This is a genomic window from Lentzea sp. NPDC092896, assembly GCF_044754905.1.
GTDB lineage: Bacteria > Actinomycetota > Actinomycetes > Mycobacteriales > Pseudonocardiaceae > Lentzea.
On record NZ_JBIVPX010000006.1, the window covers coordinates 446,299 to 472,504 of the forward strand.

The following is a 26,206-nucleotide window of genomic DNA, read 5'->3' on the forward strand; positions in this document are numbered from 1 at the left end:
CGTCCACGTACTTGAGACGCGCGGGCCGGGGGATCGGTTCATGAGACGTCCCCGGAGCTCGCCGCCCAGGTGTTGCAGGCCTTGATGTCGTTCTGCTTGTGGCCGTGCATCACCCAACGCTCGTTGTTGGGCGCGCTGCCGTGATCAGGCCTGCGGTCGTAGTCGCCGCGTTTGCCGGAATCGCTCAGGCCGGTGTTCACGACCTCGATCGGCACGACGTTCTTGTGCGAGAACGGCGCGAGCGTCATGCCGCCCAGGCAGGTGGCCTGCAGTTCCAGCCTCCGGTTGAGCTCGAGGCCCTTCGGCGTGTCGAACCCGCCCACGTCGTACTGGGCCTGGTCGGCGGCGCGCATCATGCCGGTCAGCCACTGGATGTGGTGGCCGTACTCGTGACTGAGCTGGCCGAGGTAGACGCCGGGGTGCCGGACCGTCGAGCCGCCCTCGTTCGCGTAGAAGCCGCCGGGCCAGTAGATGACCCCGCGGCAGAACATCGCCGTCGAGTTGGCCTGGCGCGAACCGCACGGCGTCTGCACGCTTCCCGTGAACACCTGCAGCTCAGCCGGCTGGTACGGCAGGTTGGCCGCCTTCAGCGCCGGCTGCCAGGCCTTCTCGATGCACGGCAGCGCCGCCGTGAGGAACCGCTGCTCGCCCGCCGGGTTGTAGTCCATCTGCGGCAACGGGCACGACGCGAAGTCGTTCGCGCCGATCCCGGTGGCGAAGATCGGGTGGTCGGCGAGCTTGTAGATCGCCTTCGGGCCCACCGGGGTCTGCTGCGTGCTCGACGTCCGCGTCGACGAGGTGCGCGTGGACTCCGTCGTCGTGGTGGCCGTCGTAGTCGTGGTCGGGGACGTGTAGGTCGGGCTGTACGTCGTGTAGTTCGAGTAGCCCGTGTCCCTCACCTTGTTGTTCAGGGTCGCCGCGAAGACGCCGATCGCGCCGAGGCCGAGGATCACCACGCCGCCGAGCACGAGCGCCACGACGGGGCCGTTGTTCTTGCGCGGCGGCATTCCCGGGTACGGCCCGTACCCAGGAGGAGGCGGGCCCCAGCCCGGCCGCGGCCCCGGCATGGCCGGACGCGGCGGCATCATCGGGCGGGGCGGCGGAAGCGGTGCGCGTCCGGGCGGCGGGCCGTACGGAGGCGGCGGGCGCATGCCGTACGGGGGAGGTCCCTGAACTGGGCGGGGAGGCATCGGCGGCCCGTACGGCGGTGGTGCGGGCACGGGAGGTGGGCCTACCGGGCGTGGCGGTGGCCATTGCCCAGGTGGCGGTGGTTGCGTCATCGCCGAAGATCCCCCAGATGGCGTCTGTACGAAAGTCCGCCGGAGCATATGAGGACTCCGCTACAGTCCGCAGCCGTGTTGAAGAACTGGGGAGCGGCGATCTTCGTCGCCGTCGCGCTGACGTCCACCACGGCTGCCGGCGCGCTCGCGCAGCCGCTTCCCGGCACCGTCAGCACCGAGGTGCGGATGAAGCTGGAGCGCGACGCCAGGCTGTCCGTCACCGAGACCGTCCAGGTGCCCGACGGCAAGACCGTCAAGCGGACCGTCCCCTTGCGACTCGCGGTCGGCAACGAGCTGGAGCGCCAGTACCAGGTCACCGACGCCAAGGTCGAGGGCAAGGGCAGCACCTCCACGAGCGACGACAGCTTCTCCGTCACGCTCGAGGGCGGCCAGTCCGTCCTGACCTACACGGTCGTCGGCACGGTCGCCCCCGTCGGTGACGTGCTGGAGGTCCGCTGGCAGGTCGCGGGCGGCTGGGACACCGAACTGGACAAGGTCGCCGTCTCGTTCTCCGCACCCGACTCCCCGACGTCGGTCAACTGCCTCGCGGGCCCCGTCGGCTCGTCCCAGCCGTGCACCAGCGCCGACCTCGCGGACGGCAAGGGCGTGCGCGCGCAGGAGATCAAGCTCGGCGCCGGCGAACGCGTCGACGTCGCGATCGGACTGTCCGCCGGGGTCGTGCCGCCCAACGCCGTCGTGGTCGAGCAGTCCGGCCTGGCGGCCGCGTTCGCGCTGACGCCGGTCAGCGGTGCCGCGCTCGGCGGGCTGCTCGTGCTGCTGCTCGGCGGTGTCGCCCTGCTCTGGTACCTGCGCGGCCGGGACGCGGCGGCGCTCGCGAGCGAGGTCGGCGCGGTCACCGTGCTGGTCCGCGACCAGGGCGGCCGGGTCGCGTTCGCCTCGCCCGACGGCGTGCTGCCCGGCCAGGTCGGCACGGTCGTCGACGAGCACGTGGACGTCGTCGACGTGACCGCCACGGTCATCGACCTCGCCGTCCGCAACTACCTGTGGATCACCGAGGTCGAGGGCCACGACTGGCAGATCGTGCGCCGCAACCCGGTCGACGACTCGTTGTCCGGCTACGAGAAGGCCGTCTGCGAAGCCCTTCTGCCTCAGGGCGTGGACGCGGTGAGCGTGTCGGAGCTGCGCGGCCGGCAGATCGATCTCGCGGCGGTTCGCGAGCAGCTCTACGCGGACGTCGTGGAGAAGCGCTGGTTCGTGCGCCGCCCGGACGCCGAGCGGAACCTGTTCTGGTGGGCCGGCATCGTGATCGCCGTGCTCGGCGTGGCCGCCACGGTCGTGCTGGCGCTGACGATCGGCAACGCGCTGTTCGGGCTCGTGGTCGCGGTCGGTGGTGTCGCACTGGCGTTCGGCGCCAGGTCGATGCCCGCCCGCACCAAGCGCGGCAGCGAGTTGCTGGAGCACGTCCGCGGCCTGCGCGGCTACCTCCACGGCGTGAAGCCGGAGGACGTGCCCGAGGCCGACCGCGAACTGGTGTTCTCCCGGTCCCTGCCGTACGCGGTGGTGCTCGGCGAGACCGAGCGCTGGCTCACGACGTTCGGGCAGCAGGACCTGTACTGGTATGGCAATGCCTCGGACTTCAGGCGCAGCTTCCCCGCGTTCCTGGGGGCCCTCGACGGCGTGCTCGCCCAGGCGGGCCACCTGCGATCGCTCCGGACGCCGAACCCGTAGTCTTGCGCCATGGCCTCACCCGAACTGCACAGGTTCACGTTGCCCAACGGCCTGCGGGTGGTGCTCGCCCCCGACGCCAGCGCACCGGTCGTTGGCGTCAGCGTGCACTACGACGTCGGCTTCCGTTCCGAGCCGGAGGGGCGCACCGGGTTCGCGCACCTCTTCGAGCATCTGATGTTCCAGGGCAGCGAGAGCCTGGAGAAGCTGGCCCACTTCCGGCACGTGCAGTCGTCGGGCGGCACGTTCAACGGGTCCACGCACCCCGACTACACCGACTACTACCAGGTGCTGCCGAGCGCGGCGCTGGAGCGGGCGCTGTTCCTCGAAGCGGACCGCATGCGCGCCCCGAAGCTCACCGACGAGAACCTCCGCAACCAGATCGACGTGGTGAAGGAGGAGATCCGGCTCAACGTGCTGAACCGCCCGTACGGCGGGTTCCCCTGGATCCTCCTGCCCGCCGTGCTGTTCACCACGTTCGCCAACGCGCACAACGGCTACGGCGACTTCGTCGACCTGGAGAGCGCGACGGTCGACGACTGCGCGGAGTTCTTCGACACCTACTACAGCCCGGCGAACGCGGTGCTGACGGTGGCGGGCGACCTCGACGTCGAGACCACGAAGACGTTGGTGGAGAAGCACTTCGGCGACGTGCCCGCGCGGCCGCGGCCGGAGCGTCCCTCGTTCGCCGAGCCCGGCCCGCAGGGTGAGGTGCGGCACGAGCACGGCGACGCGCTGGCCCCGCTGCCCGCGATCGCGATCGGCTACCGCGTGCCGGACCCCGTCACCGACATCGACGGCTACCTCTCCTACCTCGTGCTCGCCGGCGTGCTGGCGGACGGCGACGGCTCGCGCCTGCAGCAGCGCCTGGTGCACCGCGAGGGCATCGTGATCGACCTGAACGCCGGCTGCGGCCTGTTCGGGCCGCTGGAAGCCCGCGACCCCGACACGTTCAGCATCACCGCGATCCACGCCGCCGACGTCTCCGCGGACCAGGTCATCGCGGCCATCGACGAGGAACTGCAGAAGCTCGCGCAGGAGCCGCCGTCGGCCGAGGAGCTCGCGAAGGTCACCGCCCGCTGGGCGTCGACCATGCACAAGGAGCACGACCGGCTCACGAACCGCACGCTGGGCCTCGGCTCCGCGGAGCTGCTGTTCGGCCGCGCCGAGCTGATCTACGAACTGCCCGAGCGGATCGCCTCGGTGACCGTGGACGAGGTGTCGGCCGCCGCCAAGGCGCTGCGTCCCGACTCCCGCGCCCTTCTCTTCGTCAAGCCCACCGGAGGAGCCCAGTGACCTCGGCCAAGACCCACCGCACTGCCGAGGAGATCGGACGCACGTCGACCGGCCCGCGTCCGCTGCCGGAACTGGGCTCGCAGAAGGTGTCCGCCGAGCTGTCCACTGTGGACACGACGCTGCCGAACGGCCTGCGGGTCATCGCGGTCCAGCGCGCCACGGTGCCGATGGTCGAGGTGCGGCTGCGCGTCCCGTTCGCGGACCCGGCCGGCACCAGCACCGGTTCCCAGCACTCGGCGGTGGCCGAGATCCTCGCGAACACCGTGCTGACGGGCACCGAGAAGCGTTCGCGCGTGCAGATCGACACCGAGCTGGCGTTGGTCGGCGGCGAGCTCGACGCCGTGGTCGACCCGGAGCGCCTGAGCTTCACCGGCAACGCCCTGGCCAGCGGCCTCGGCACCGTGCTGGAGGTGCTGGCGGACGTCCTGACGAACGCCTCGTACCCGGCCGACGAGGTGGAGCGCGAGCGCGGCCGTCTCGTCGAGCGCATCACGATCGCCCGGTCGCAGCCGAGCGTCATCGCGCGTGAGGCGTTGCAGAAGATCCTGTACGGCGACCACCCGTACGCCAAGGAGATGCCGGAGGCCGACGAGGTCGCCGCCGTCTCCCGCGAAGACGTGGTGGCGTTGCACGGCAAGGGCCTGCTGCCGCGCGGTTCCGTGCTGGTCGTCGTCGGCGACGTCGACCCGGCCGCCGCCGTGGCCCAGATCGGTGAGGCCCTGGAGGCGTGGCAGGGCGACGGCGAGGCCGTCCAGCTGCCGCCGCTGCCCGCGGTGTCCGGTGGCGACGTGGTGCTCGTGCACCGCGCCGGTGCCGTGCAGTCGCAGATCCGCCTTGCCGCGCAGTCGATCCCGCGCACCGACGAGCGCTACCCGGCACTGCAGCTCGCGAACCTGGTCTACGGCGGGTTCTTCTCGTCGCGGCTGGTCGAGAACATCCGCGAGGACAAGGGCTACACCTACAGCGCCCGTTCGCACCCCGAGTTCACCGTGCACGGCGCGACGCTGCTGATCGACGCCGACACGGCGTCCGACGTGACGGCCGCGGCGCTGCTGGAGACCCGCTACGAACTGGCGCGGCTGGGCCTCGTGCCGCCGTCGGAGTCCGAAGTGGACACCGCGCGCAGCTACGCCGTCGGCACGCTGCTGACGTCGACGTCCTCGCAGTCCGGTCTGGCGTCGTTCCTGGTGAACCTCGTCGGCCTGGGCCTCGGCCTCGACTGGCTCGTCGCGCACCCGCAGCGCCTCGCGGCCGTCACGCCGGAGCAGGTGGCCGCGGCCGCGCTGGAGTTCTTCGCACCTGGCAACTTCACCGGCGTGCTCGTCGGTGACGCCGACCAGCTCAAGCCGAAGCTCTCCGCACTGGGTGGGGTCTCGTTCCAGTGAGTTTCGAACTAGTCGGTCTGCCCGCGCTGTCGCGGTTCGGGGTCGACCGGTGCGAGCCGTTGCGCGGCGACGAGGAGAAGCTCGCCGCGCTCTGGCCCAAGGCACGGATGCTCGTCGTGGACACGCGCGGCCGCACGCTGGTCGCCGATCGCGGCACGCGGGTGGCCGACCGCCCGGCTCTCGAGTTCGGCGACCAGCCGCCCGTGAACGCCGTCCTGCTGGGTCAGCAGGACGGCGTGGCCTGGTTCGCCGTGCTGATGCCCGCCGTCGACGAGGGCGAGGTCCCCGCCACCCGTGTCTGGGGCCCGCCGGAGCTCACGGACGAGCCGCAGTGGCTGGACCTCAGGCAGGCCGGCGCCACCCTGGACGACACGTCGGCCGGTCTTTTCACGACGGCCGCCGCGTTGTTCCAGTGGCACCGGCTCGGCAAGTACTGCGCCAAGTGCGGCGCCAGGACGGTGCTGGAGAAGTCCGGCTGGACCTCGGTCTGTTCCGGTTGTGAGCGGGAGGAGTACCCGCGCACCGACGCCGCGGTGATCTGTCTCGTGCACGACGGCGCGGACCAGGTGCTCGTCGCCCGCGGTCCGGAGTGGCCGGAAGGCCGGTTCTCCGTGCTGGCCGGGTTCGTCGAGGCCGGCGAGTCGCTCGAGGCCTGTGTGGCGCGGGAGATCTCCGAGGAGGTCGGCGTCGCGGTCCGCGACATCCGGTACCTCGGGTCGCAGCCGTGGCCGTTCCCCCGGTCGTTGATGATCGGGTTCGAGGCCGTGGCCGACCCCGCCGAACCGCTGCGGCTGGCCGAAGGCGAGATCGCCGAGGCCAAGTGGGTCTCGCGGGCCGACGTGCGCAAGGCGATCGACGAACCGGGCAGCGTTCCCGGACTCGGGCTCGCCGGTGGCGCGTCGATCGCGTTCCGGATGCTGCAGAGCTGGTCGCGCTCGGTGTAGTGGGGTTGCGCCGATCGGCCTGTTCCGGTTCGGTCTACGCATGACCAATCCGGAGCTCGAGGCGCGCAACGCCGCTCTGCGCGGCCAGGTCGACTCGATGCTGGCAAGCCTCGAACAGCAGACCGCACAACTGAAGCAGGCGCAGGCCGAGGCGATGTCCAAGGTCGGCCGCGCCAGTTCGCCCGACGGCCTGGTCGAGGTGACGGTCAACGCCGGTGGCATCGTCACCGGCGTCACCTTCGCCCCGGCCGCGTTCGACCGCAGCACACCGGAGAAGCTCGGCCAGAGCGTCGTCGCGACGATCCAGCAGGCCGCCCTCAACGCCCGAGCGCAGGCCGACGCCGTGCTCACCCCGTTCACCGAGGGCCTCCCCGACCTGCCCGACTTCTTCCCGGGCATGCCGTCGATCAAGGACCTCATCCCGGCCCCGCCGCCGGTCGTGCCGCCGGCACCGCAGGCACCGCGCAACGACGACGAGCCGCCGGAGTCCTTCATGGACCGCCGCGGGAGCAACTGGTGACCGGCTTCGAGGTGGACCCGACGGCGCTGCGCTCGCAGTCGCCGAAGTTCTCGGTGGCGGGCGACAAGCTGCAGACCGCCTGGGAGACGCTGCGGGGCGTCCTCGACGCCAACAACGGCTGCTGGGGCGGCGATGAAGCCGGGCAGGAGTTCGCCAAGTCCTACCTCCCCATCGCCGAGCAGGCCCGCCAGGCGTTCCCGGCGCTCACCGAGGGCATCCACTCGATCCGCGACGGCCTCGACGCCTCCGCCGACACCTGGGAAGCCGTCGAACAGGCCAACCGCAAGTCGCTCGGGGGTAAGTGAGCCATGGGCATCGAGATTCCCGAAGCCGTCCAGTGGCTCACGCCGATCGTGGTCGGCGCGAAGTGGCCCGAGGGTGACGAGGACAAGCTGTGGCTGATGCGGGACGCCTGGACGGCCGCCGCGAAGGCGGTCGAAGAGGTGCTCGGCGACGGCGACAACGCGTCGAAGGCCGCGCTGGGCTGCATGAGCGGGCAGACCGCGGAGAAGTTCGAGGAGTACTGGAAGAAGTACACCGAGGGCGACGCGTACCTGGTCAACCTGCAGCAGATCTGCACCGACCTCGCGGCGGGCTGTGACAAAGCCGCGCTGGGCATCGAGTACACGAAGCTCAGCATCATCGCCGCCCTGATCATCCTGGCGATCCAGATCGCCGCGATGATCGCCTCGGCCGTGGCGACGCTCGGAACCTCGACCGCGGGCATTCCGATCGCGCAGGCCGCGACCCAGATCACCGTCAAGGTGATCTTCCAGGAACTGGTCAAGCAGATCGCCATCAACGTGCTGATCAACGTCGGCGTCGACCTGGCCATCCAGGGCGGCCAGGCCGTCTTCGGCGAGCGGAAGTCGTGGGACGCCGGCAAGACGCTCGACGCCGGCATCGCGGGTGTCGCCGCCGGTATCGCGTCCGGTGCGGTCGGCTCCGTCAGCAAGGGACTCGGCACCACGACCAGCAACTTCGTCGAGGCTGCCGGGCGTGGTGCGGTGGAAGGCGCCATCTCGGGCGCGGCCGGCAACATCCTGACCAACGTCGCGCACGGCAAGGTCAGTCCAGATGACTTCCTCAGCGCGGCGGTGTCCGGAGCTACTTCGGGCGCTGTCGGCGGTGCGGTCGGCGGGATGAAGGGTCGTCACGACGGCCTGGACAACACCTGGGCGACCGGGACGTCGTCGAACCGCGAGGTCACCGCAGGGTCGAACACCCAGGGCCACACCTTCACGACGCCGGACGGGTCGACCGTGCGCGCCGCGGATCCCCGGAACCCGTACACGCCGGGGTGGAGGTCCGATCGGGCGGGCTACTGGACCACGGTCCCCGGCGAGATCGGGCCGAACAACGTCAACGACCCGCACGACAGCGACTACCAGGTCAAGTCCTCGGCGAACCCGCCGCGGATGGTCGGGCACCTCGACCTGCCGGACCCGCCGCCCCCACCGCCGAAGAAGTAGCTACCGCCAGGGTTGCCAGCCGGGGATCGGGGCGTGATCCGCACGGGTCTCGCCCCAGTCCGGGCTGCCCGGCGGCAGCATGTTGTGCTCGGCAAGCCGCATCCGCCCGCGCACCCGCCACCAGTCGCCCAGCAGTCCCGCGGTCAGCAGCCCCGTGATCAGGCTGCCGACCCAGACCACGGAGCCGATGCTGAGGAAGATCCACGCGAAGCTGCCGGTGATGGACGCGATGAACAGCCGCCACCCGATGCCGACGGTCAGGTAGTTTCCCTGACTCGTCCCGGTCGTCCGCCGCACGGCCCACCGATGCAGCTCGCGCCATTCCTCGACCGATGTGCTGCTCGGCCGCACCTCCCGAGATCCCTGCCGTGACCTGATCAGCTCGGCCAGCTCTCCGGCCTGCTCCAGGGGAAGCAGCCACTGCTGAGGACGGGCGACGAGCCGCACCATCGACCCTCCGCCGAGGCGCAGCGGCACCCCTCCGGGCACCCGCCACATCTCGTCCGGTGCTGTGCCCGGTTGCACCAAGGTGACGTCGGCCAGCCACATCGCCTGCGGGTAGACCCCGCCGTCGTGCGCCAGGTCCAGCTTGTGCACCAGGCGATCCCGCTGCACGTACAGCCGGGTGCCGTTGCGCAGCCGTACCTCCACCTCGACGCTGCGACCGAGATTCGCTCCCAGCCGGAACATCCGTGCGCCGAGGTGACCCAGCAGCGGGCACAGCACCAGCAGCACGGGGATCCAGACGAAGCCGCCCCGGCCGATCAACCAGAACACGCTGATCGGCACCGCGAGGAACGCCACCCGCCCCCAGACCCGAGGCACGTTCCGGTTCAGCACCCACACCACGCCCGCGACACCCGCGAACGCCATCGCCGGCCACGTCTCGCCGGGCGTCAGGAACAGCACGACCACCGGCAGCACAACGATTCCGGCCAGCGCGAGCGCCGCACCGGCCAGCCGACGCACCGCGAGCGACGGTCCGATGAGCGCCACGGGAGGTCCCTGCACCGGAGTGGTCCGCAGGCCGGGAACAGGGGGAGCCTCGCCGACCTCGTTGGTCTCGGAGACGACGGTGGCGCTGGAGTGGACCTCTGCCAGGCCCGAAACCTTGGACCGCACCAGGGAGACGAACTTCTGCGGCTCCTCGACCGGCAGCACCTGTTCGCCCCTCGTGGTGCGCACCACCACGACCTCGCCGGGGGGCACGGGCAGGCCGCGGCCGTCGGTCAGCGTGATCCACGGCCGCTCGCCGGGCACCGCGGCTCTGGTGCTGATGCCGAGGAGGTCGTTGAACGCGTAGGACACCTTCGTCGGTCCGGACGAGTCCAGCCGTCCGCCGCCGGACACCGCCTTGATCTCCAGGCCCGCGTCGGTGACCTCGACCGCGTCGGTGTACCAGCTGGGCCGCGGATCGACCCGGAACTCGAACAACACCTTGCCCGGCGCGCGCTTCGACACCAGGTGCGTCAGGTACGTCGCGACGAACGGGACGCCGACGATGATCGGCATGTTGATCAAGGGGTTCTTGCTGCCCATGACGATCACGAACGTGATCGAGGCGACGGCCGACACGCCCAGCGCGACGAATGGCCAGTGGTGCGGCTTCATGGGCCTCATCTTGGCAGCTGAGGTGTCCTCGCGCGGGCGAGCCAGGCCGCGTAGGAGTGCCAGCCGACCTCGGGGAACTCGGCGTGCAGCGCGGGCACGTCCAGGTCGAGGCCGATCTCGGTGAAGTGGCGGAACATCGCGGCGAGGTCGGTGGAGTACTTCTCCGCCCTGGCCATCGGGACCTCGACGAACTCGGTGCCCCGCAGCGCTGCCATCTCCGGGCCCGTGAGGTGGTCGCTCGCGATGTCGATGCGACGGTTGTGGAAGCGGCCCGGTTGTTCGAACGCCAGCGCGGCCATCGCGGCGATGTCCTCCGGTGCGACTACGTGCAGTTTCAGCCAGGCGGGGATCGGCAGGGCGACGGGGCCGTCCGCGCCCATGAACGCGGCCGGGCCCAGGACCGTCCAGTGTGGATGGTGGGCGGCCAGGTGGCGTTCGATCTCCGCTTTCGTGTCGAAGTGCGGGATGCCGGTGCCGCGGTCGGCGTTGGTGGCCGAGGTGAAGACGACGTGCGGAACGTGCTTCGCGGCGTCGGCGGCGGCTTTGCCTTGCGCCACTTCGGCCGGGCCGCTCAACGGGGTCATCAGGAAGACACCGTCGGAGCCCGCGAACGCCGCGTGCAACGAGTCCGGGTCGTCGAAGTCGCCGCGGACGTCGTTGGGGCGGCTGGGTTTGCGGGTCATGCGGCGCACTTCGTGGCCGCGTTCGGTCAGCAGGCGGGCCACCGCGCCGCCCTGGGTGCCGGTGGCTCCGGTGACGGTGATCCTCATCGGGGGCCGATCCAGGAGATGTGGCCGTCCGGGCGGACGGTGGCTTCCAGTCCGTCCAGCACGGTGGTGGTTCCCTTGCCCGCGGACAGGTCCAGGCCCGGGACGAACGTGCCTGCCAGCGGGTGGTCGCAACCGGTCTCGTAGCGGATGCCGGTGCCCTGGACCATCGCGGAGATCCGGGCTTTGACCTCCGGCAGGTCGAGCAGGTCGCTGACGAGCGAGTGGAGTTCGCGCGACCGCGGGTCCGGACGGGTCAGGGCGACCTGGGCCAGGGTGTTGCGCAGGACGCTGTCGGCGACCGGGTGGCGTTCGGCGGTGTAGGTGTCGATCAGGGCCGAGTCGCCGGTGGCGAGTTTCCAGCCCAGGTTGAAGGCGTCCTGCAGGCCCAGGTTGAGGCCCTGCCCCCCGAACGGCGAGTGGACGTGCGCGGCGTCGCCTGCCAGCAGGACGTTGCCGCGGCGGTAGGTCGTGGCCTGGCGGGTGTTGTCGGTCCAGACGGTGGCGGTGTGGACGTGCCTGATCCGGACGTCGTGGCCGCTCACCCGGCGCAGCGCGGCTTCCAGGGTGTCGCGGGTGACCTCGCGGGTCGCCGGTGGGCCGTCGTACTCGATGAGCATGATCCGGCCCTCGAGCGGGCCGGACGCGTACACGCCGGTCGCTGTGCGGTGCCAGCCGTTCGGCAGGTCGCCGTCGAGGTCGACGATCGCTTGGTGGCCGGTCAGGGTCGGGCCGGTGCCGGGGAAGTCGAAGCCGGCGAGCCCGCGGACGGTGCTGCGGCCGCCGTCGCAGCCGATCACGTACTCCGAACCGAGGTCCAGGCCGGTCACCTCGACGCCGCGGTGGATCTGCACGCCCAGGTCGAGGGCCCTGGCTTCGAGGACGCGCTCCAACGCTTGCTGGGACAGCATCACGAGCGGCAGACCGTCCAGTTTGAACAGTCCGGCGAAGTGGCCGGTGGAGCGGCGGACGGGCCACGCGAGACGGGTGGCCTCCTCGGCGCTCGCGGCGTCGATCGCGGGACCGAAGCCGCGCATGGCGAGCATCTCGCAGGTGCGGCCGCTGATCATCCCGGCCTTGATGGTGCCGGACTGAGCGGTCAGGCGTTCCAGCACGGTGGTGCGGACGCCCTGCAGGGCCAGTTCGCACGCCAGCAGGAGGCCGACCGGGCCGGCGCCGACGACGGTGACGTCTGAAGCTTTCATGCTCAACATTTGAGCGTGAAAACGTAACGTCGTCAAACTTGTTTTAGACTGACGTGGTGACAGAGCCGATCTACTCGTGGCTGTACGTGCAGCAGGGCGTGGACGCCGTGAAGGCCGCGATCGGGCGGCGCATGGAGGCCGAGGCCGCGTGTTCGCTGCTGGAGCACGTGGCGCTCTACCAGCTGCACCACAACGGCGGGCGGCTGCAGATGTCCGAGCTTGTCGAGCTGCTGGACGTCAGCCCGTCCGGGGTCACGCGGCTGATCGAACGGCTGGTCAAGCGCGGCTGGGTGGTCAGGGAACAGCCCGCGGACAACCGTCGGCTCGTCATCGCCGTGCTCACGCCCGAAGGCGAGGAGGCCTGCGTGGGAACGACGGCGCGGGTGTACCGGGAGACGCTGGCCGAGGAGTTCACCGAGCTGCTGAGCGAGCGCGACCTCGCCGACCTGCGCCGGATCGGCCGCAAGCTGATGGAAGGCCACGGGCGCTGGGACGTGAAGCGGTTCGCGCCCTCAGAGGAGTGACGGCAGGACGTGCTCCTCGGTGACCATCAGGCCCGTGGTGGCCATGGTCTCGGCGAGGTCGGGGTCCCAGCTCGCGGTCTCCGGCCTGCTGTTCAACGTCGGCAGCTCCACGCCGCGCGCGATCAGCGTGGCGACGGCCTCGCGGTAGTCGGCCGCCGACATCCGCCACGCGGTTCCGCCGGTCCAGGCGAGAACCTCGTTGGCGGCTCGGATGCCGTCGGGCGTGAAGTCGTTGTGGCACCGGACGATCTTGCCGTCGAGGTGGTGCCTGGCCTGCGGGGTCAGGCCGTCCGGGAGCACCATCAACGGGCCGGGCACACCGGATTCGAGCAGCCGCGCGGAGCGCACGACCGTGATCTCCTGCGCTGCCACCGAGTCGTTGAGCGTCAGGTAGCCCTGCGAGGTGAGAACGGGGTTGCTGTAGGCATCAGGGAGAACCCCGGAGCGTTCCCAGTCGGTACCGGCCAGCGCCAGCGCCTTCCGCACGATGCGGGCGAGCGGGCGGCCGTCGTCGAGATCGTTGCCCGCCAAGGCGAACCGAGTCGTCCATTGACGAGGCTCTGGGCGCAGTCGCGCGAGGATCGCCGCGGCCTGGTTCGCGATCATCGGCAACGCGGGCTGCGGGATCTTGCCGTACCTGCGGACGTGCTCGATCCACTCGGCGGCCCAGGAAGCCTGCAGCAACCCGTGCTCCCGCAACGCGAACTTCAGCACCGCGTCCGCGGTCGAGGACTCCTGAGACGTCGACAGGCCGATCGGCTTGCCGTGCACGGATTCCAGCACTTCGGGCAACGAGCTGCCGTGCGCGCGAACGTGCTCGTCCAGGCGTGCCAACGAGATCTGGCGGCGGGCCGGATGTGCGACCGGCTTGCGCAACAGCTCGCCCAGCACAGCCGCGGTGGCGGCGTCCTCCACGCGGAAGCTGAACGCGGAGCGGCCGCCGCCTTCCATCGTCTCGCGGGCGAGGCGCCAGAACTCGGCGAGCTCGGGCTGGTCCATGTTCACGGCACCACCCTAGTTTCCTGATTCGGCGAGCGCCGATGCCGGTTGTCGGTACCGCCGGTGAGGGGATCGCCGGCGCGGTCGAGATGGCGGGAATGCTCGTCGGCGTGGCGTTGACGGTGGTCGGCGCGCCGCTGGTCGCGGCCCAGGCGGTGATGGCGGCCGCGAAGTGGGCGGCCCGCATCGTCCAGATCATCAAGCGGTTGCTGAGGGCGTTCGAGAAGCTCAAGCCGTTGCCCGACTATCGCATCGAGGGCCAGATCTTCGACAACGTCGCTCCGACCACGAACAACCCGCGCAACGTCGCCGACCGGATCCTGCGCAAGGTGGAGGCGGGGCAGACCGAACGGGTCGTGGTCAAACTCGCTGACAGCGGTGTCAGCCCTGACGCGCTGCGCGACTGGCCGATCGAACGGCTGAAGGAAGCCATCGTGATCGACAAGAATGGCAACGTGCTCCACATCTACCCGTAGGCGAGGAAGAACAGACGGCCCTCTCGTACAGCCTCGACATCGCGACCACGCTGCCGCCGGAGCAGGTCGCGCGCCGGCTGCCCGCGTTGCCGGGCGACCCGGAGGTCACGCCGGGGCAGCTGCTGGAGGGCGTGGCGGTCGGCGAGGGCACGTGGGTGCGGGTCGGCCGGACCGAGCCCCGTCCGTGGAACGTCGTGGAGTCCGACCTCGGGTTCGCGCCGACGGTCTGGGTCGCGTTCCGGCTGGACAAGGAGAACGACACCGCCCGGCAGCTCGACGACGTGGTCCGGCGGACGGTCGCGCTGCTCGACGAGGTTCCCGGAGACGCGGTGCTGCACTTCGACTACGAGGTCGTGTGGCTGCTCCGCCGCGACGGCGAGCTGAGTCTGAACGAGCGCGACGACATCTGGACACCGACGCGGCTCGCGGCGGTGGGGAATCGCCCCCACCGCCGCGGCACACCGAAGTTCGCCTAGGGGCGAGGCAAGTCTTGACAGGGGGAGTCCCGAAGCGGACTCTTCCTAACCATGAGCGTTCCGCCTAATCGTGATAGGCAAGCCGAACGGCGTGAGGCAACTCGGCGGGAGATCGTCGACGCCGCGTGGGAGATCGCGCGCCGCGACGGGCTGGCCGCCGTCACGTTGCGGGAGGTGGCGGCCATGATCGGGATGCGGTCACCGTCGCTGTACTCGCACTTCGACTCGAAGAACGCGATCTACGACGCGATGTTCGGGCAGGCCTGGACGCTCTACCTCGCCGAGATGCGCGAGCGCCCGCTGCCCGCGCAGCCGCGGGAGGCGGTGCTCGCGATCGCCGAGCACTTCTTCGCGTTCTCACTCGCCGACCCCGCCCGCTACCAGCTGCTCAACCAGCACGCCATCCCCGGCTTCACGCCGTCGGAGGCCGCCTACGCGCCCTCCGTCGAGGTCATCGGCCTGCTGCAGGACAGCCTGCGCGGGGTCGGCGTCACCGAGTCCGCCGACGCCGACCTGTTCCTGGCCCTGTGCGGCGGCCTGCTCGACCGGCAACTCGCGAACGAGCCCGGTGGCGACCGCTGGCTGAAGCAGCTGCCCCGCGTGATCGACATGTTCGCCGACGAAGTCGGCCTGCCCGGACCGTCCCTGAGGAGCTCACGATGACCGCCGCGCTCACCGCCAGACCCCGCACGTCCGCGCTCGGCCACGACACCGCGATGCGGCTGGCCGCCACCGAGTACGAACGGATCGTCGCCCTGCTGGAAGGGCTCGCGCCGCAGGACTGGGCCAAGCCCACCGACTGCCCCGCCTGGGACGTCCGGGCGATGGCGGCACACCTGCTCGGGATGGCCGAGATGTCCGCGTCGATCCGCGAGAGCATGCGGCAGGTCAAGGCGGCTCAGGCGCGCGGCGGGGTGTTCATCGACGAGCTGACGGACCTGCAGGTGGCCGAACGGGCGGGGATGGCTCCCGCCGCCATCGTCGCCCGCTACGCCGAGGTGGCCCCGAAGGCGGTGAAGGCACGGCGGCGCATGCCGTGGTTCGTGCGCAGGCAGAAGATGCCGGCCGCACAGGTGGTCAACGCCCGCGAGGAGACGTGGACGCTCGGGTTCCTGTCCGACGTGATCATGACCCGTGACCCGTGGATGCACCGGACGGACTTCGCGCGGGCCACGGGCGCGCCCCTGGTGCTGACGGCCGAGCACGACGGCGTGCTGGTCGCCGACGTGGTCAGCGAGTGGTTCGAGAGGCTGGGCCGCCCGGTCGCGCTGCGCCTGACCGGGCCCGCGGGCGGCACCTGGGGGCAGGGCGGTCCGGAACTGGAGTTCGACGCGGTCGAGTTCTGCCGCGCGCTCTCCGGTCGCGGGACCGCCCCGCTGGACACCGAAGTGCCCTTCTAGGGGTCGATCCGGTCCAGCGCCGCGCCGTCCCACGTGGTCTGCGTGCACGCGACGCCCCGGCCGTTCTTGGGCCGCAGCACGTCGAAGATGTGCATGCGCGGGATCTTGTCCGACACGCCCCAGCCGCTCGGCCAGGTGATCACCCAGTCCATGTCGAGGTCGACCAGCAGGCCCAGCATGCGCGCGATGGTCGGGTCGTCGAGGCGTTCGAAGGCCTCGTCCAGCAGGACCAGGCGCAGCGGGTCGAACTCGTCGCTGACGGCGTCGTAGAAGCTCGCCGCGGCCGCGAACAGCGTCACGTACGAGATCAGCCGGGTCTCGCCGGACGAGAGCTGGCGCAGCCGCCGTTCACGCGGGCCGCCGTCCGGGCCCGTGTCCGCGACGGTCACCGTGAACTGGTGCCAGGTGCGGTAGTCGAGGGCGCGCGACAGGATCTCGGCGTAACCGCCGGTGTGTGCGTCCCGCTCGTTCTCGATGCGCTCGGTGAAGACGCGGCGCAGCGTGGCGTCCTGCTCGGGCGTGCGTTCGCCGAACGGCAGCCGCACGAGCGCAAGCGCTTGCCGCGTCGAGTCGTCGAGGGCGCTGGACGACTTCCACGCGAGCTTGACGTGCACGCCCTGGCTGGAACGGGCCTGGCCGAGCACCTCGTTCATGCGCTTGGTGAGGCTCTCGGCGACGGAGATCTGGCCGCGCAGCCACTCGGCCAGGTCGCGGATCAGGTAGTCGGCGAAGACGCTCTGGTACTGCTCGTCCAGGAACCCGCGCTGCTCGGCCAGCTTCGTCGTCACCTGGCGGGCGGCGACGGCGACGGGCTTCGCGCCTTCCTCGCCGGTCACCGTCACGGTCAGCAGGCCCGCGTGCTGCTCGGCGGCGATGTCGTGGCTGCCGGCGAGCGCGGTCTGCAACGCCTGCAGCTTGGCGATCACGGTCGCCTCGGTGCCGCCGCGACGGTCGGGTGTCTCGGCGATGGCCTGGCGCACCTGGGCTTCCTCGGGAGCCTCCGGGAACGCCGCCGCCAGCAGACCGGGGGCGCGGACGGTCGCCTGGAAGTTCGCGGAGGCGCGCTCCAGGGCTTCCGAGGCGTCGGTGACCTGCGTGGAGTTGCTCTCCAGCAACGCTTCCAGCTTCGCGGCCTGCTCACGCGCGGTCGTGATGCTCTCGCGCACGCCCTTGAGGTCCTCGCGCATCTTCTTGCGCGACTTCTCCAGCGACGTGAGCTGCTCGCTGATCTCCTTGGCCTCGCCGCCGACCGCGTCGGTCAGCTCGGCCAGCGTCCCGGCCTGGGTCGCGTAGTCGACGCACCGGCTGTCGGCGTCGGCCTCCGCGGTCTGCCGGTCGGCGACGGACTCGTGGTAGCGGTGCGAGGCGTCGGTGAGGTCGGAGATCGTGCCCTGGCACCGCCTTCGCACGGCGTCGCCGAGCAGGTCGGCGGTGCGCTGGGCCTCTCCGGCGGCCGCCTGGGCCTGCCGGAGCGCCTCGGTGTCGGACGACAGGTCGGCGTCGCCCGCTTGCCGGGTCAGCTCGCCGCGTGCCGCCTCGAGCCGGGAGTTGGCGTTCTCCAGGGCTTCCCGCAGTTCGAACGTGCGCTGCTGGGACCGGGCCGCGGACTCCTCGGCGGCCTGGACGCGGCTGTGCTTCGCGATCAGCTCACCGTCGGCGGGGAACGCCGCGAGGTGCGCCTCCCAGGTGGCGACGTGCTCGTGGGCGCGCGCCAGCTCGTCCTCCGCGGTGCCGAGCTGGGTGCGCAGATCGGCGAGTTCCTCTTCCAGGGCCACGATTCGGCGACCGCGGGCGGCTTCCCGCGCGCCCGCGCCGATGAACTCGGCCTCCGGCTTGGTCCAGCGGCCGGTCAGCACGCCCGTGCGCCAGTCGCCGGTGGTCGTCATGTCGTCCAGCGACACCGCTTTGAGCAGGTCCGTGACGAACGACTCCGGCACCGGCGACCCTTCGACCGCCGGCACGAGGTAGTCGGTCAGGGAACGGCCGTCGGCGGCGGGCCTCGGCACGGCCAGGACGTCGTTCAGCTCGGCGTCGGCCGGGGTCACCCAGGCGTCCAGCAGCCCGCTCGCCTGCAGCGCCGCCTCCAGCCCCGCCCGTTCCTCGTCGGTGAGCGACGGCACGAAGTCGACCAGCCGGTAGAAGGGCGCGCCGACGGCGGAATCGCGGTCCGCCGACGTGTACTGGCCCGGCATCGGCACGCGCTCGTTGCCCGAACGCAGCCCGATGAGCTCCTCGTCCAGAGTGTCGAGGCGAGCCCGCAGGTCGGTGCGCTGCTGGGTGAACGCGTGCGCGGCGTCGCGAGCCGTCTGCACGAGAGGTCCGGCCCATTCGCGCGCGGTGGTGCTCAGCGTCTTCGCGGCGGCGGGGTCGGCGGTCTGGGGCAGCCTCAGGGCCTCGGCCGGGCGTTCGTCGAGCAACGGGCCGCTCGACGTCCACACCTCGACCTGCTCCAGCCAGGCCTGCACGACCTCGGCCAGCTCCTGCATCTCCTGGTTGCGCAACGAGGTCGACTCGGTCGCGCCGAGCTGCGCGTCGCGGGCCTTCTGCCGCAACGACTCCACCTCGCGCTGCTGCGCGTCCAGCGCCAGTGCCTGCTCGTGCAACGCCAGCGCGAGCGCACCCCGTTGGCGGGCAAGGGAAGCGATGCCCGAGGTCTGGTCGACCACCGACGTCAGCGCGGCCAGCACGTCCTCGGTCGCGGCGGCCGGTGGAACCCGGCGTTCGATCGGCAGCGGACCGGCCTCGGGATCCGGCTTGGCGCGCACCGAAGCCGTGGTCACGGTGGCCTCGGCTGCTGGGACCTGCGGCACGTCCGGCGCGAGGCCCGAGTCCATCCCGGCCAGCCGCAGGTTCTCCCGCAACGGGTCGCTCAACGCGTCGGCGGCCTGGAGATCTTCCGCGAGACGCTTCAGCAGCCGCAGCACGTTGTCGACGGACGCGTCCTCCTGAGCGCGCTGGCGGTGCGCCGTTTCGAGGGCGGCGACGGCGGAGGACCGCATCTGCGCCACCAGGTTCTCGCGCGTCTTGAGGTCCTGCAGGTCGCGGAACGCCGGCAGCTCCTTCAACGCCGCGATGGTCTCCTCCGCCTGCTGCTCACCGGTCTCCATGTCGACCAGGGCCTGCTCGGACGCCGTGCGCTCCATCCGCGTGAGGTCCAGCTCCTGCGTGAGCTTCGCCTGCTCGCGCCGCAGCTTGCCCACCGACTTCTCGGCGCCCTCCAGCCGTTCGGACGCGCTGCGCAGCCCGCCGAACGCGTAGTCGCTGTAGGTCTTGAGGAACGTGCCGAGCGCACTGTCCGCAGAGGACAGTCGGACGATGTTCTCGCGGATCGACTCCAGGTCGTCGAACGACGTCGCGAGCTGCTCGACCATCGCCTGGTCCAGCGGCGGCAGCGCGTCGCTCAGGATCTGCTCGAGCTGGCCTTCCAGCACCTTCAGACCGACGTCCGGGTTGCGCAGCGTCCGCTGGAGGTGCAGCAGGTCGCCATAACGCGCCGCCGGAACGCCGTAGACGGTCTCGGCGACCTTCGCGCGGAACGCCGGCTCCTCGAACATGCAGTCCGCGCCGATGAGATCCCGCAGCTGCGCCGGGCCGTGCGGAACGCGTTCCGGGCCGGCGAGCTGCAGTTCCGCGCCGACGCGCATGGGCGTGACGAAGCGCCACGAGTCCGTGATCGCCTGCGAGGTCTTCGACGCCTTCACGCCGAGGCCGCACGTCAGGTACTCGTTGCCCGAGTGGTCGGCGGCCTCGCGGATCAGCTCGACCCACGCGTAGCCGATGCGGTTCGGGCCGCCGTCGTAGTCGTCCAGCATCAGGCGCCGCAGGCTGACCGTGTCGAAGCCCTTGGAGCCGAGCTGCCGCAGGTCGCCGTCCAGGCACAGCGGGAGCAGCAGCTCCAGCGTGCGGGACTTGCCGGAACCGTTGGTGCCCTGGAAGATCGCGCGGCCACCGGAGAAGTCGAACGTCTGCTCGGTGTATTGCCAGATGTTGACCACGCCGCCGCGGTGCAGCCGCCACCTGCTCATGAAACGTTCTCCTCGTCGAACAGGGACCAGCTCGGTACTTCGGACACCACGACGGGTTGTTCCGGTTGTTCTCGTTCCGGGTCGCCGTCCGGGGACGGCAGCCAGCGGTGCGCGGCCGCGCTGACGGCCCACGCGCCGTCTTCCAGTGGTGCCGCCAAACCCATGCGGCGCAACAACTCCGTCACCTCGGCGACGAGCCGGTCGAGATCCTCGGTGAACTGCTTCGACCACGCCGCGGGATAGTCCTCGACCAGCCCGGCGCAGACCTCGCGCAGCCGTTCGACGGTGACGACGTGCCGTGCGGGCGCGTCTTCTTCCTCGCTGTCCAGCAGATCCGGCAACGCGAGCAACGTGATGCGCGCGACCGTCGAGACGCCGGGGAACGACAGGTCGGTCAGGAAGTCCTCGGGGTCGGCGGCGAGCACGCCCTCGACCCTGCACTCGGTGTGCAGGCCGAAAGCCTGCTCCAGCAAAGCCGTCTCCTTGCGCTGGTTGCGGCGCAGCCACTCCGCCTGCTCGTCCGGCAGGTCCGCGTAGAGCACCAGCGGTGTTTCGACCAGCTTGCGCCGCACCGCGTGCTCGATGCCGCGCGGACCCGGACGTGCCGCGAGTTCGATGAGGTGGGCGGGGTTCTGGGCCTCGCCGACCGGACCCGTGACGAGCTGGCCCAGCAGGTCGGTGTCGATCGTGATCAACGCTTCCTGGGGCAGCAGGTCCTGGGCGACCGAACCCTCGGTCTCGTGCATCACACCGAGGGACACGAGGTGGCGCAGGGCCGCGGTGAGGGCACGCCGTTCGGTGACGTCGTCCGGTGCGTCGATGCCCGCTTCGACTGCGGCGGAACGGATGTCGGCCACCAGGCGGGACAGCAGCGTCTGCCGGCCGATGCCGGTGAGGACCGCGAGCGTGAGGGCCAGGTACGCGTAGCCGCGCGGGGACATGCTGAGCACGCCGCGCGTGTCGTCGTTGCCGGGGCCCGACTTGTAGAGCCGCGCGAACCGGCGTTCCACGACCAGCCGGTAGCCGAGCAGGCCAGCGAACAGGTCCTGCAGGGTCGCCCGGTGCCGGTAGACGAGGCTGAGCAGCTCGCCGTCCGGGCCGTCGGAACGCAGCAAAGGCCTGCGCAGCAACGTTCGCGCGCACCGCACCACGTTGGCGGCGTCGATGTCGGAGAGGTTGTCCAAGTGGTTCATTGCTTCAGTGCCACCGTCGCGTCGTGCAGGGTGAGCGTCCCGGCGGCCGACCTGATCTGAGTCGTCGTTCCGTGGGCGATCTCGAGTTTGAGGCCGCGCACGGGGTCGCTGGCCGATCCGCTGTCGTGCGGGGAGTCGCGCTGGGCCATCGCGAGCGTCAGCAGCTCGCAGAAGACCTCCAACGCGCCGTGCGTGAGCGTGGAGTTCTCCAGGTTTCCGGCGGCCTTGGTCAGTTCCGCGACGTGCCGTGCGCGGATCTCGTCGGCCTCCCGGGCCTCCGCCAGCAGCGACTGCTCGGTCATCGGGTCGTCGAGGATCCTGGACGGCCTGCCGCGCCCGCCCCGGTCGCCTCTCGTGCGCACCGACACCGTGACGTCGCAGACCGGGCCGTCGCGCCACGGCGTGCGCTCGTTGTCCGAGTCGTGTTCCGGCGCGGGGGAGAGGTGCCGTGCGCTGTAGAGACCGAACGCGGAGGCGTAGATCTCGTGCGCCTCTTCGCGGGTCGAGTTGTCGAACCAGCTCGCGAGCTTCAGCAGTTCGGCGCGGCGTCCTGGCAGCAGCCCACCGCCGGACGTCGCGCGCTTCACGCTGGCCAGGAGGCTGCCGATCGCGCGGGCCGTGGCCTCGCGCAGCGCCGTGACCTGGCTCGGGCGGCCTGGGCGGTCGACGAACCAGTCCGTCAGCTCCTGCCAGTCCTCCGGCGTGCGGCCGCGGGCGCGTTCGACGTTGAGGCCGAGGTCGGTGCCGAGGAGCCGCAGGAGTTCGGTGCGGGCCTTCGTGAAGCCGGCCAGGGCCTCCGCGATCGGGGGCGTGTACTTCAGGACGTCCTCGACGACCCGCTGGATGTACTCGACCAGCAGGTTCCGGAAGCCGGCGATCTCCTCGGGCGCGAGGTGGTTCCTGGTGACGACCTGGCCGAGGTAGGCGTAGAAGTCGCGGACCGTCGCCGCGAGCTCGGCGTGCTGCAGGAACAGCGTCGTGACGCGTTCGGCCAGCAGCTCCCGGGTCTTGTCGCCCTCGTTGAGCAGGGCGACGGAGAGGCTGCCACCCAGTTCGTTGAGGCCGCGTTCGATGGCGGGCAGCAGCTCGCGGGAGACCTCGCGGGCACCCTCGGGAACCCGCAGCAGCTCGTCGACGTCGCGCTGGACGCGGACGGCGAGCTTGGAGACCTGGTAGCGGACGCTGCCGTGCTGGAACTCGGCGATGCTGGCCGCGACGACCTCGCGCCGGCCCTGGACCAGGTTGCCCCACTCGACCAGCTGCTTGAGGCGGTTGATGACGTTCTCGATGCGGCTCTCGCCCTGCTCGACCCTGCCCTCGCGCTCCTGGCCCGCCAGCGCGCCGGCGACCTCGCCCGCGCTGAGGTCCGCCAGCAGCGTGGAGGTGAACAGCCGCATGATCGCCAGGTACGTGCGCTGGTGATCGCGCGCGTCCAGATAGGCGTACAGCTTCAGCCGCTTGTGCTCCACGACCGGCCACCCTAATGCGCGTGCGGGTGTGCTGCGGCGCTACGGTGCCTTCGACGAGCTGGGGAGGCTGCCGTGGGTGCGGGTCGCGCGTTGGGGTTGTTGCTGGGCGTGGCGGCGGACGCGGTGTTCGGTGATCCTCGCCGATTTCACCCGGTAGCGGCATTCGGGTCGTCGGCCGCGGCCCTCGAGAAGCGGCTCTACGCCGACTCGCAGGCCGCCGGTGTGGCCTACACGGCCGTGCTGGTCGGCGGGACCGTGGCCGCCGGTGTCGCCGTGGAGCGGCTCGCGCGCCGCAACTGGCTGACGCAGGCGTTGGTGACGGGCGCGGCGACCTGGGTGGTGCTGGGCGGCAACTCCCTGGCCACCGAGGGCACGTCGATGGGCCGCGAACTGGCCGACGGCGACCTCGACGCCGCCCGTGACCGGTTGCCGAACCTGTGCGGCCGTGACGCTGCTCGCCTGGACACGTCGGGCCTGGCGCGCGCGACCGTGGAGTCCGTGGCCGAGAACACCTCGGACGCCGTCGTGGCGCCGTTGTTCTGGGGCGCGGTCTACGGGGTCCCCGGCCTGCTGGGCTACCGCGCCGCCAACACGCTGGACGCGATGGTCGGCCACAAGTCGCCGCGCTACCTGAAGTTCGGCTGGGCCTCGGCCCGGCTCGACGACCTGCTGAACCTGCTGCCGTCGCGCCTGGCGGCCTTGCTCACGGTCGGCGGTGCCCCGGTCGTCGGCGGCTCGGCCTCGCAGGCCCTGGAGACCTGGCGCCGGGACGCGTCAGCGCACCCGTCGCCCAACGCGGGCCAGGTCGAGGCGGCGTTCGCCGGTGCTCTGGAGATCCGCCTGGGCGGCCGCACCGTCTACTCGCACGGCGTCGAAGAGCGCCCGGTGCTCGGCCACGGCCGCAACCCGGACTCAGGTCACGTGACGCGTGCCGTGGAGCTGTCCCGCGTCGTCGGCTTCGGCGCCGGCGTCGTCAGCGCCTTCGTCGCTCTCTTCCGCAAGTAGCTCGGCGATCGACTTCTTTTTCTTCTTGCCCTCGTAGAGCACGCCGCCCGGCCGTGCCTCGCGGATCGTGAAGTACAGCCAGCCGCCGACCGCCATGACCCCGAACGCGATCCACTGCAGCGCGTAGGAGAAGAACGGCCCGGACTCGAGCCGGGGCAACGGCAACGTGTCCAGCGCGCCAGGCTGGTTCTCGATCAGCTGGTAGTAGCCGGGCTCGATGCCCGCGCCCACGGCGTTGTTGTTGATCGAGTAGATCTGCCGGCGCCCGTCCTGCTGGAACGCGGGCTGGTCGTTCGACTCGTTGGGCCGCGCGAGCCCGATGAGCGTGACTTCTTCTGCCGGCGGCTTCGCGAAGTCCGGCGGCTTGATGCCGTTGACCGGCCGCACGTACCCGCGGTCGATCAGAATCTTGTGGCCCGTGCTGGTCTCGAACGGCGTGATGACCTCGAACGCCGCCTCACCCTGGACGGTCCGCAGCCGCGCGAGTGCTTCCAGTTCCGGCAGGTAGCGGCCCTTGATCTCGACCTTCTGCCACTCGTCGTGCTGCGCGCCGAACTGGGCGGGATCGCTCTTCAACGACTTGGTGATGGCGGAGTTCTGCTGCTGCCGCTCGTCGTTGCGGCCGAACTGCCACGGCGACAGGAAGTAGACGCAGGCACCCGCGAACACCCAGACGGCCAGGGTCAGCGCCAGCCAGCCCGGCTTGAGGAGGAACTTGAACCGCACGTCCTCACGGTAGATGCGTGAGCTGGACCTCGTGGAACTGGGTCACGAACCCCTCACCCTCGGGACTGGCGGCCATGATCCCGACCTTGGCTTCCTCGTCCGGCGGGAAGTAGGCCTTGCGCAGCAGGTTCACCGGCTCCTGGCCGTCGACCCCGTACCTGACCCACACCGCGTCACCCTTGCGTTCGGCGCTGATGGTGAAGCGCTCGAACGGCTCGATGAGCGCCAGGTTCCAGTCCGAGAAGCCGCGCGTGACCACCGTGCTGGCCTGCCGCTTCCCGTCGAACACCTCGACCCCGGCCTTGATCCAGTTCTCGCCGTCTATCAGCAGCCCGACGCCGGCGTGGTCGTACTGCGCCGCGTACTCGCCGGTGAACGTCGCCGTGATGGTGAAGTCGCCCGTCAGGCTCACGCCGTAGAGGTGGCCGTTGTCGCGGACGATGCCGTTGCCGGTGAGGCGCCAGAAGTCGCTGCTCGGGTCGGCGTGCACGGTCAGGGGGTCGGTCGACCACTTCCGCGGTTCGTTGAGCCAGGTCCAGCCGGTGAGGTCCATGAACCTCATCCTCGCAGGGCGGCGCGGGCCGCGGCCAAGGCTTCCGACCGGTAGCCGCCGCCGAACAGCACGGCGTGCACGAGCAGCGGGAACAGCTGGTGCAACGGCACCCGCGCCTGCCAGCCGTCCGCCAGCGGCGCCACCTCCTGGTAGGCGCCCAGCACGTGGTCGAGGAACGGGCAGCCGAAGAGCCGGAGCATCGCGAGGTCGCTCTCCCGATGCCCGCCGTGGGCCGCGGGGTCGATCAGCCACACCTGGCCGTCGGCGCCCCACAGCACGTTGCCGCTCCACAGGTCGCCGTGCAGCCGTGCGGGAGGTTCCGGCGGACCGGCGATCTCGCTGATCCGCGCGCACACCTCGCTCACGTCGATGCCCGCTTGCCGCGCGTACGGCTCGATGCGTTGTGACGCGAACCACGACGGCCACTCCGGCGCGGGCTCGTTGACCATCGGCGCCATGCCGATCGTGGCCTCGCGCGGACCGCCGGGCGGTGCGGAGCCGAACGCGTCGGCCCCGGCGAGGTGCAGGGCGGCCAGGCGGCGGCCGAAGGTCACGGCCGCCTGAAGATCCGGTTCGCCGGCCGGGATCTCGTCGATCACCAGCGTGCCACCCTCGGCGCTGTGCACGAACGGGATCGGCGGGCCGCCGTCGACGCGCAGCCACCGCAGACCGGCCGCCTCGGCAGCGGTGGCCCGAGGTGACTGCTGCTTCGTCCTCAGAGCCGCTCGCGAACCCACGCGATCAATCCCGGCATCGCCGCCTCGGTCATGACGAGCACCTCGTCGAACCCGGAATCGTCGCCGTAGTACGGATCCGGCACGTCCGCGCCGTCGGCGTCCGGATCGAACGAACGGAGCAGCCGGACGCGATCGGGATCGGCCATCCGGCGCAACGCGCGGGCGTGGCCGGAATCGAGCGCCACCAGCAGATCGGCGTCCAGGTGGCCGGGACCGACCTGTGCGGCGACGTGGTCGGTGGGATATCCGTTGTCCGCCAAGGTCTTCAGTGCGCGGGGGTCGGCGGGGTCGCCGACGTGCCATCCACCGGTTCCGGCACTGGACACCCGGACCTCGGAGGACAATCCTTCCCGGGACAGCCATTCTCGGAAGACGAGCGCTGCCACGGGGGACCGGCAGATGTTGCCGGTGCAGACGAACGAGACGTGCATGGAACGCAGCCTAAGTGGTGCCGCCG

General features: G+C 70.9%; 25 protein-coding genes. 13 read left to right on the forward strand and 12 right to left on the reverse strand.

Features of this window, described 5'->3' with window-relative positions; genetic code table 11:
• Nucleotides 1-38 precede the first annotated feature (38 nt).
• Nucleotides 39-1,151 (reverse strand): neutral zinc metallopeptidase, encoded by a 1,113-nt coding sequence (locus ACIQF0_RS30000; protein WP_401034750.1) that lies wholly within the window; start codon nucleotides 1,149-1,151, stop codon nucleotides 39-41.
• 204 nt (nucleotides 1,152-1,355) lie between these two features.
• Between ACIQF0_RS30000 and ACIQF0_RS30005 the strand changes: the two genes are divergently transcribed.
• The 7 genes from ACIQF0_RS30005 to ACIQF0_RS30035 are packed head-to-tail and all read left to right on the forward strand — an operon-like array spanning nucleotide 1,356 to nucleotide 8,583.
• A complete protein-coding gene (locus ACIQF0_RS30005) occupies nucleotides 1,356-2,969 on the forward strand; it encodes a DUF2207 domain-containing protein (RefSeq protein ID WP_401034753.1) in 1,614 nt (537 codons plus the stop codon).
• A 9-nt stretch (nucleotides 2,970-2,978) separates the two neighbouring features.
• A complete protein-coding gene (locus ACIQF0_RS30010; RefSeq protein ID WP_401034756.1) occupies nucleotides 2,979-4,262 on the forward strand; it encodes a M16 family metallopeptidase in 1,284 nt (427 codons plus the stop codon).
• Entirely contained in the window at nucleotides 4,259-5,647 is a 1,389-nt protein-coding gene (locus ACIQF0_RS30015) for a M16 family metallopeptidase (RefSeq protein WP_401034759.1), read from the forward strand. The genes ACIQF0_RS30010 and ACIQF0_RS30015 overlap by 4 nt, the downstream gene beginning before the upstream one ends.
• Nucleotides 5,644-6,591 (forward strand): NAD(+) diphosphatase, encoded by a 948-nt coding sequence (gene nudC / locus ACIQF0_RS30020; protein ID WP_401034761.1) that lies wholly within the window; start codon nucleotides 5,644-5,646, stop codon nucleotides 6,589-6,591. The genes ACIQF0_RS30015 and nudC overlap by 4 nt, the downstream gene beginning before the upstream one ends.
• Before the next feature lie 40 nt (nucleotides 6,592-6,631).
• Nucleotides 6,632-7,111: a YbaB/EbfC family nucleoid-associated protein gene (locus tag ACIQF0_RS30025; protein ID WP_360037436.1), complete on the forward strand. Its 480-nt coding sequence runs from the start codon at nucleotides 6,632-6,634 to the stop codon at nucleotides 7,109-7,111.
• Entirely contained in the window at nucleotides 7,108-7,416 is a 309-nt protein-coding gene (locus tag ACIQF0_RS30030; protein ID WP_401034765.1) for a WXG100 family type VII secretion target, read from the forward strand. Before ACIQF0_RS30025 ends, ACIQF0_RS30030 begins: the two co-directional genes overlap by 4 nt.
• Nucleotides 7,417-7,419: 3 nt before the next feature.
• Complete coding sequence (locus tag ACIQF0_RS30035) at nucleotides 7,420-8,583, forward strand: hypothetical protein (protein WP_401034768.1); 1,164 nt, start codon at nucleotides 7,420-7,422, stop codon at nucleotides 8,581-8,583.
• Here the strand turns inward: ACIQF0_RS30035 and ACIQF0_RS30040 are convergent, their stop codons facing one another.
• From ACIQF0_RS30040 to ACIQF0_RS30050, 3 genes are read right to left on the reverse strand one after another with little or no spacing between them, the layout of a single operon-like run.
• A complete protein-coding gene (locus tag ACIQF0_RS30040; RefSeq protein WP_401034771.1) occupies nucleotides 8,584-10,194 on the reverse strand; it encodes a hypothetical protein in 1,611 nt (536 codons plus the stop codon).
• Between the two features lie 5 nt (nucleotides 10,195-10,199).
• Nucleotides 10,200-10,964 (reverse strand): NmrA family NAD(P)-binding protein, encoded by a 765-nt coding sequence (locus tag ACIQF0_RS30045; protein WP_401034774.1) that lies wholly within the window; start codon nucleotides 10,962-10,964, stop codon nucleotides 10,200-10,202.
• Nucleotides 10,961-12,166 (reverse strand): FAD-dependent monooxygenase, encoded by a 1,206-nt coding sequence (locus ACIQF0_RS30050; protein ID WP_401034777.1) that lies wholly within the window; start codon nucleotides 12,164-12,166, stop codon nucleotides 10,961-10,963. Before ACIQF0_RS30050 ends, ACIQF0_RS30045 begins: the two co-directional genes overlap by 4 nt.
• 56 nt (nucleotides 12,167-12,222) lie before the next feature.
• On the opposite strand from ACIQF0_RS30050, the gene ACIQF0_RS30055 reads away from it, so the two are divergent.
• Complete coding sequence (locus ACIQF0_RS30055) at nucleotides 12,223-12,690, forward strand: MarR family winged helix-turn-helix transcriptional regulator (protein WP_401034780.1); 468 nt, start codon at nucleotides 12,223-12,225, stop codon at nucleotides 12,688-12,690.
• On the opposite strand, the gene ACIQF0_RS30060 is transcribed toward ACIQF0_RS30055, so the two are convergent.
• A complete protein-coding gene (locus ACIQF0_RS30060; RefSeq protein WP_401034922.1) occupies nucleotides 12,679-13,689 on the reverse strand; it encodes a DUF2399 domain-containing protein in 1,011 nt (336 codons plus the stop codon). The genes ACIQF0_RS30055 and ACIQF0_RS30060 overlap by 12 nt on opposite strands.
• A gap of 41 nt (nucleotides 13,690-13,730) precedes the next feature.
• Here ACIQF0_RS30060 and ACIQF0_RS30065 point away from each other — a divergent pair, with 41 nt between their 5' ends.
• From ACIQF0_RS30065 to ACIQF0_RS30080, 4 genes are read left to right on the forward strand one after another with little or no spacing between them, the layout of a single operon-like run.
• Nucleotides 13,731-14,165 carry a hypothetical protein gene (locus tag ACIQF0_RS30065; protein ID WP_401034782.1) on the forward strand — a complete coding sequence of 145 codons (435 nt, stop codon included), beginning with the start codon at nucleotides 13,731-13,733 and terminating at the stop codon, nucleotides 14,163-14,165.
• Nucleotides 14,093-14,641, forward strand: coding sequence for a SitI3 family protein (locus ACIQF0_RS30070; protein ID WP_401034925.1), 549 nt, complete (start codon nucleotides 14,093-14,095; stop codon nucleotides 14,639-14,641). The genes ACIQF0_RS30065 and ACIQF0_RS30070 overlap by 73 nt, the downstream gene beginning before the upstream one ends.
• Nucleotides 14,642-14,692: 51 nt before the next feature.
• Complete coding sequence (locus ACIQF0_RS30075) at nucleotides 14,693-15,304, forward strand: TetR/AcrR family transcriptional regulator (protein WP_401034785.1); 612 nt, start codon at nucleotides 14,693-14,695, stop codon at nucleotides 15,302-15,304.
• A complete protein-coding gene (locus ACIQF0_RS30080; protein ID WP_401034788.1) occupies nucleotides 15,301-16,041 on the forward strand; it encodes a maleylpyruvate isomerase family mycothiol-dependent enzyme in 741 nt (246 codons plus the stop codon). The genes ACIQF0_RS30075 and ACIQF0_RS30080 overlap by 4 nt, the downstream gene beginning before the upstream one ends.
• On the opposite strand, the gene ACIQF0_RS30085 is transcribed toward ACIQF0_RS30080, so the two are convergent.
• From ACIQF0_RS30085 to ACIQF0_RS30095, 3 genes are read right to left on the reverse strand one after another with little or no spacing between them, the layout of a single operon-like run.
• Complete coding sequence (locus tag ACIQF0_RS30085) at nucleotides 16,038-20,066, reverse strand: TIGR02680 family protein (RefSeq protein ID WP_401034790.1); 4,029 nt, start codon at nucleotides 20,064-20,066, stop codon at nucleotides 16,038-16,040. The two genes, ACIQF0_RS30080 and ACIQF0_RS30085, sit on opposite strands and share 4 nt — an antisense overlap.
• A complete protein-coding gene (locus tag ACIQF0_RS30090; protein WP_401034793.1) occupies nucleotides 20,063-21,259 on the reverse strand; it encodes a TIGR02678 family protein in 1,197 nt (398 codons plus the stop codon). The genes ACIQF0_RS30085 and ACIQF0_RS30090 overlap by 4 nt, the downstream gene beginning before the upstream one ends.
• Complete coding sequence (locus ACIQF0_RS30095; protein WP_401034795.1) at nucleotides 21,256-22,728, reverse strand: DUF2397 domain-containing protein; 1,473 nt, start codon at nucleotides 22,726-22,728, stop codon at nucleotides 21,256-21,258. The genes ACIQF0_RS30090 and ACIQF0_RS30095 overlap by 4 nt, the downstream gene beginning before the upstream one ends.
• A gap of 72 nt (nucleotides 22,729-22,800) precedes the next feature.
• On the opposite strand from ACIQF0_RS30095, the gene ACIQF0_RS30100 reads away from it, so the two are divergent.
• A complete protein-coding gene (locus ACIQF0_RS30100) occupies nucleotides 22,801-23,733 on the forward strand; it encodes a cobalamin biosynthesis protein (RefSeq protein WP_401034798.1) in 933 nt (310 codons plus the stop codon).
• Here the strand turns inward: ACIQF0_RS30100 and ACIQF0_RS30105 are convergent.
• From ACIQF0_RS30105 to ACIQF0_RS30120, 4 genes are read right to left on the reverse strand one after another with little or no spacing between them, the layout of a single operon-like run.
• Nucleotides 23,641-24,459 carry an SURF1 family protein gene (locus tag ACIQF0_RS30105; protein ID WP_401034801.1) on the reverse strand — a complete coding sequence of 273 codons (819 nt, stop codon included), beginning with the start codon at nucleotides 24,457-24,459 and terminating at the stop codon, nucleotides 23,641-23,643. The genes ACIQF0_RS30100 and ACIQF0_RS30105 overlap by 93 nt on opposite strands.
• A 4-nt stretch (nucleotides 24,460-24,463) precedes the next feature.
• Nucleotides 24,464-25,012 (reverse strand): DUF1349 domain-containing protein, encoded by a 549-nt coding sequence (locus tag ACIQF0_RS30110; RefSeq protein WP_401034804.1) that lies wholly within the window; start codon nucleotides 25,010-25,012, stop codon nucleotides 24,464-24,466.
• 5 nt (nucleotides 25,013-25,017) lie between these two features.
• Entirely contained in the window at nucleotides 25,018-25,749 is a 732-nt protein-coding gene (locus ACIQF0_RS30115; protein ID WP_401034807.1) for a fructosamine kinase family protein, read from the reverse strand.
• The gene (locus ACIQF0_RS30120) at nucleotides 25,728-26,180 is read right to left on the reverse strand and encodes a low molecular weight protein-tyrosine-phosphatase (RefSeq protein ID WP_401034809.1); all 453 of its coding nucleotides are present in this window, start codon (nucleotides 26,178-26,180) and stop codon (nucleotides 25,728-25,730) included. The genes ACIQF0_RS30115 and ACIQF0_RS30120 overlap by 22 nt, the downstream gene beginning before the upstream one ends.
• Nucleotides 26,181-26,206 lie beyond the last annotated feature (26 nt).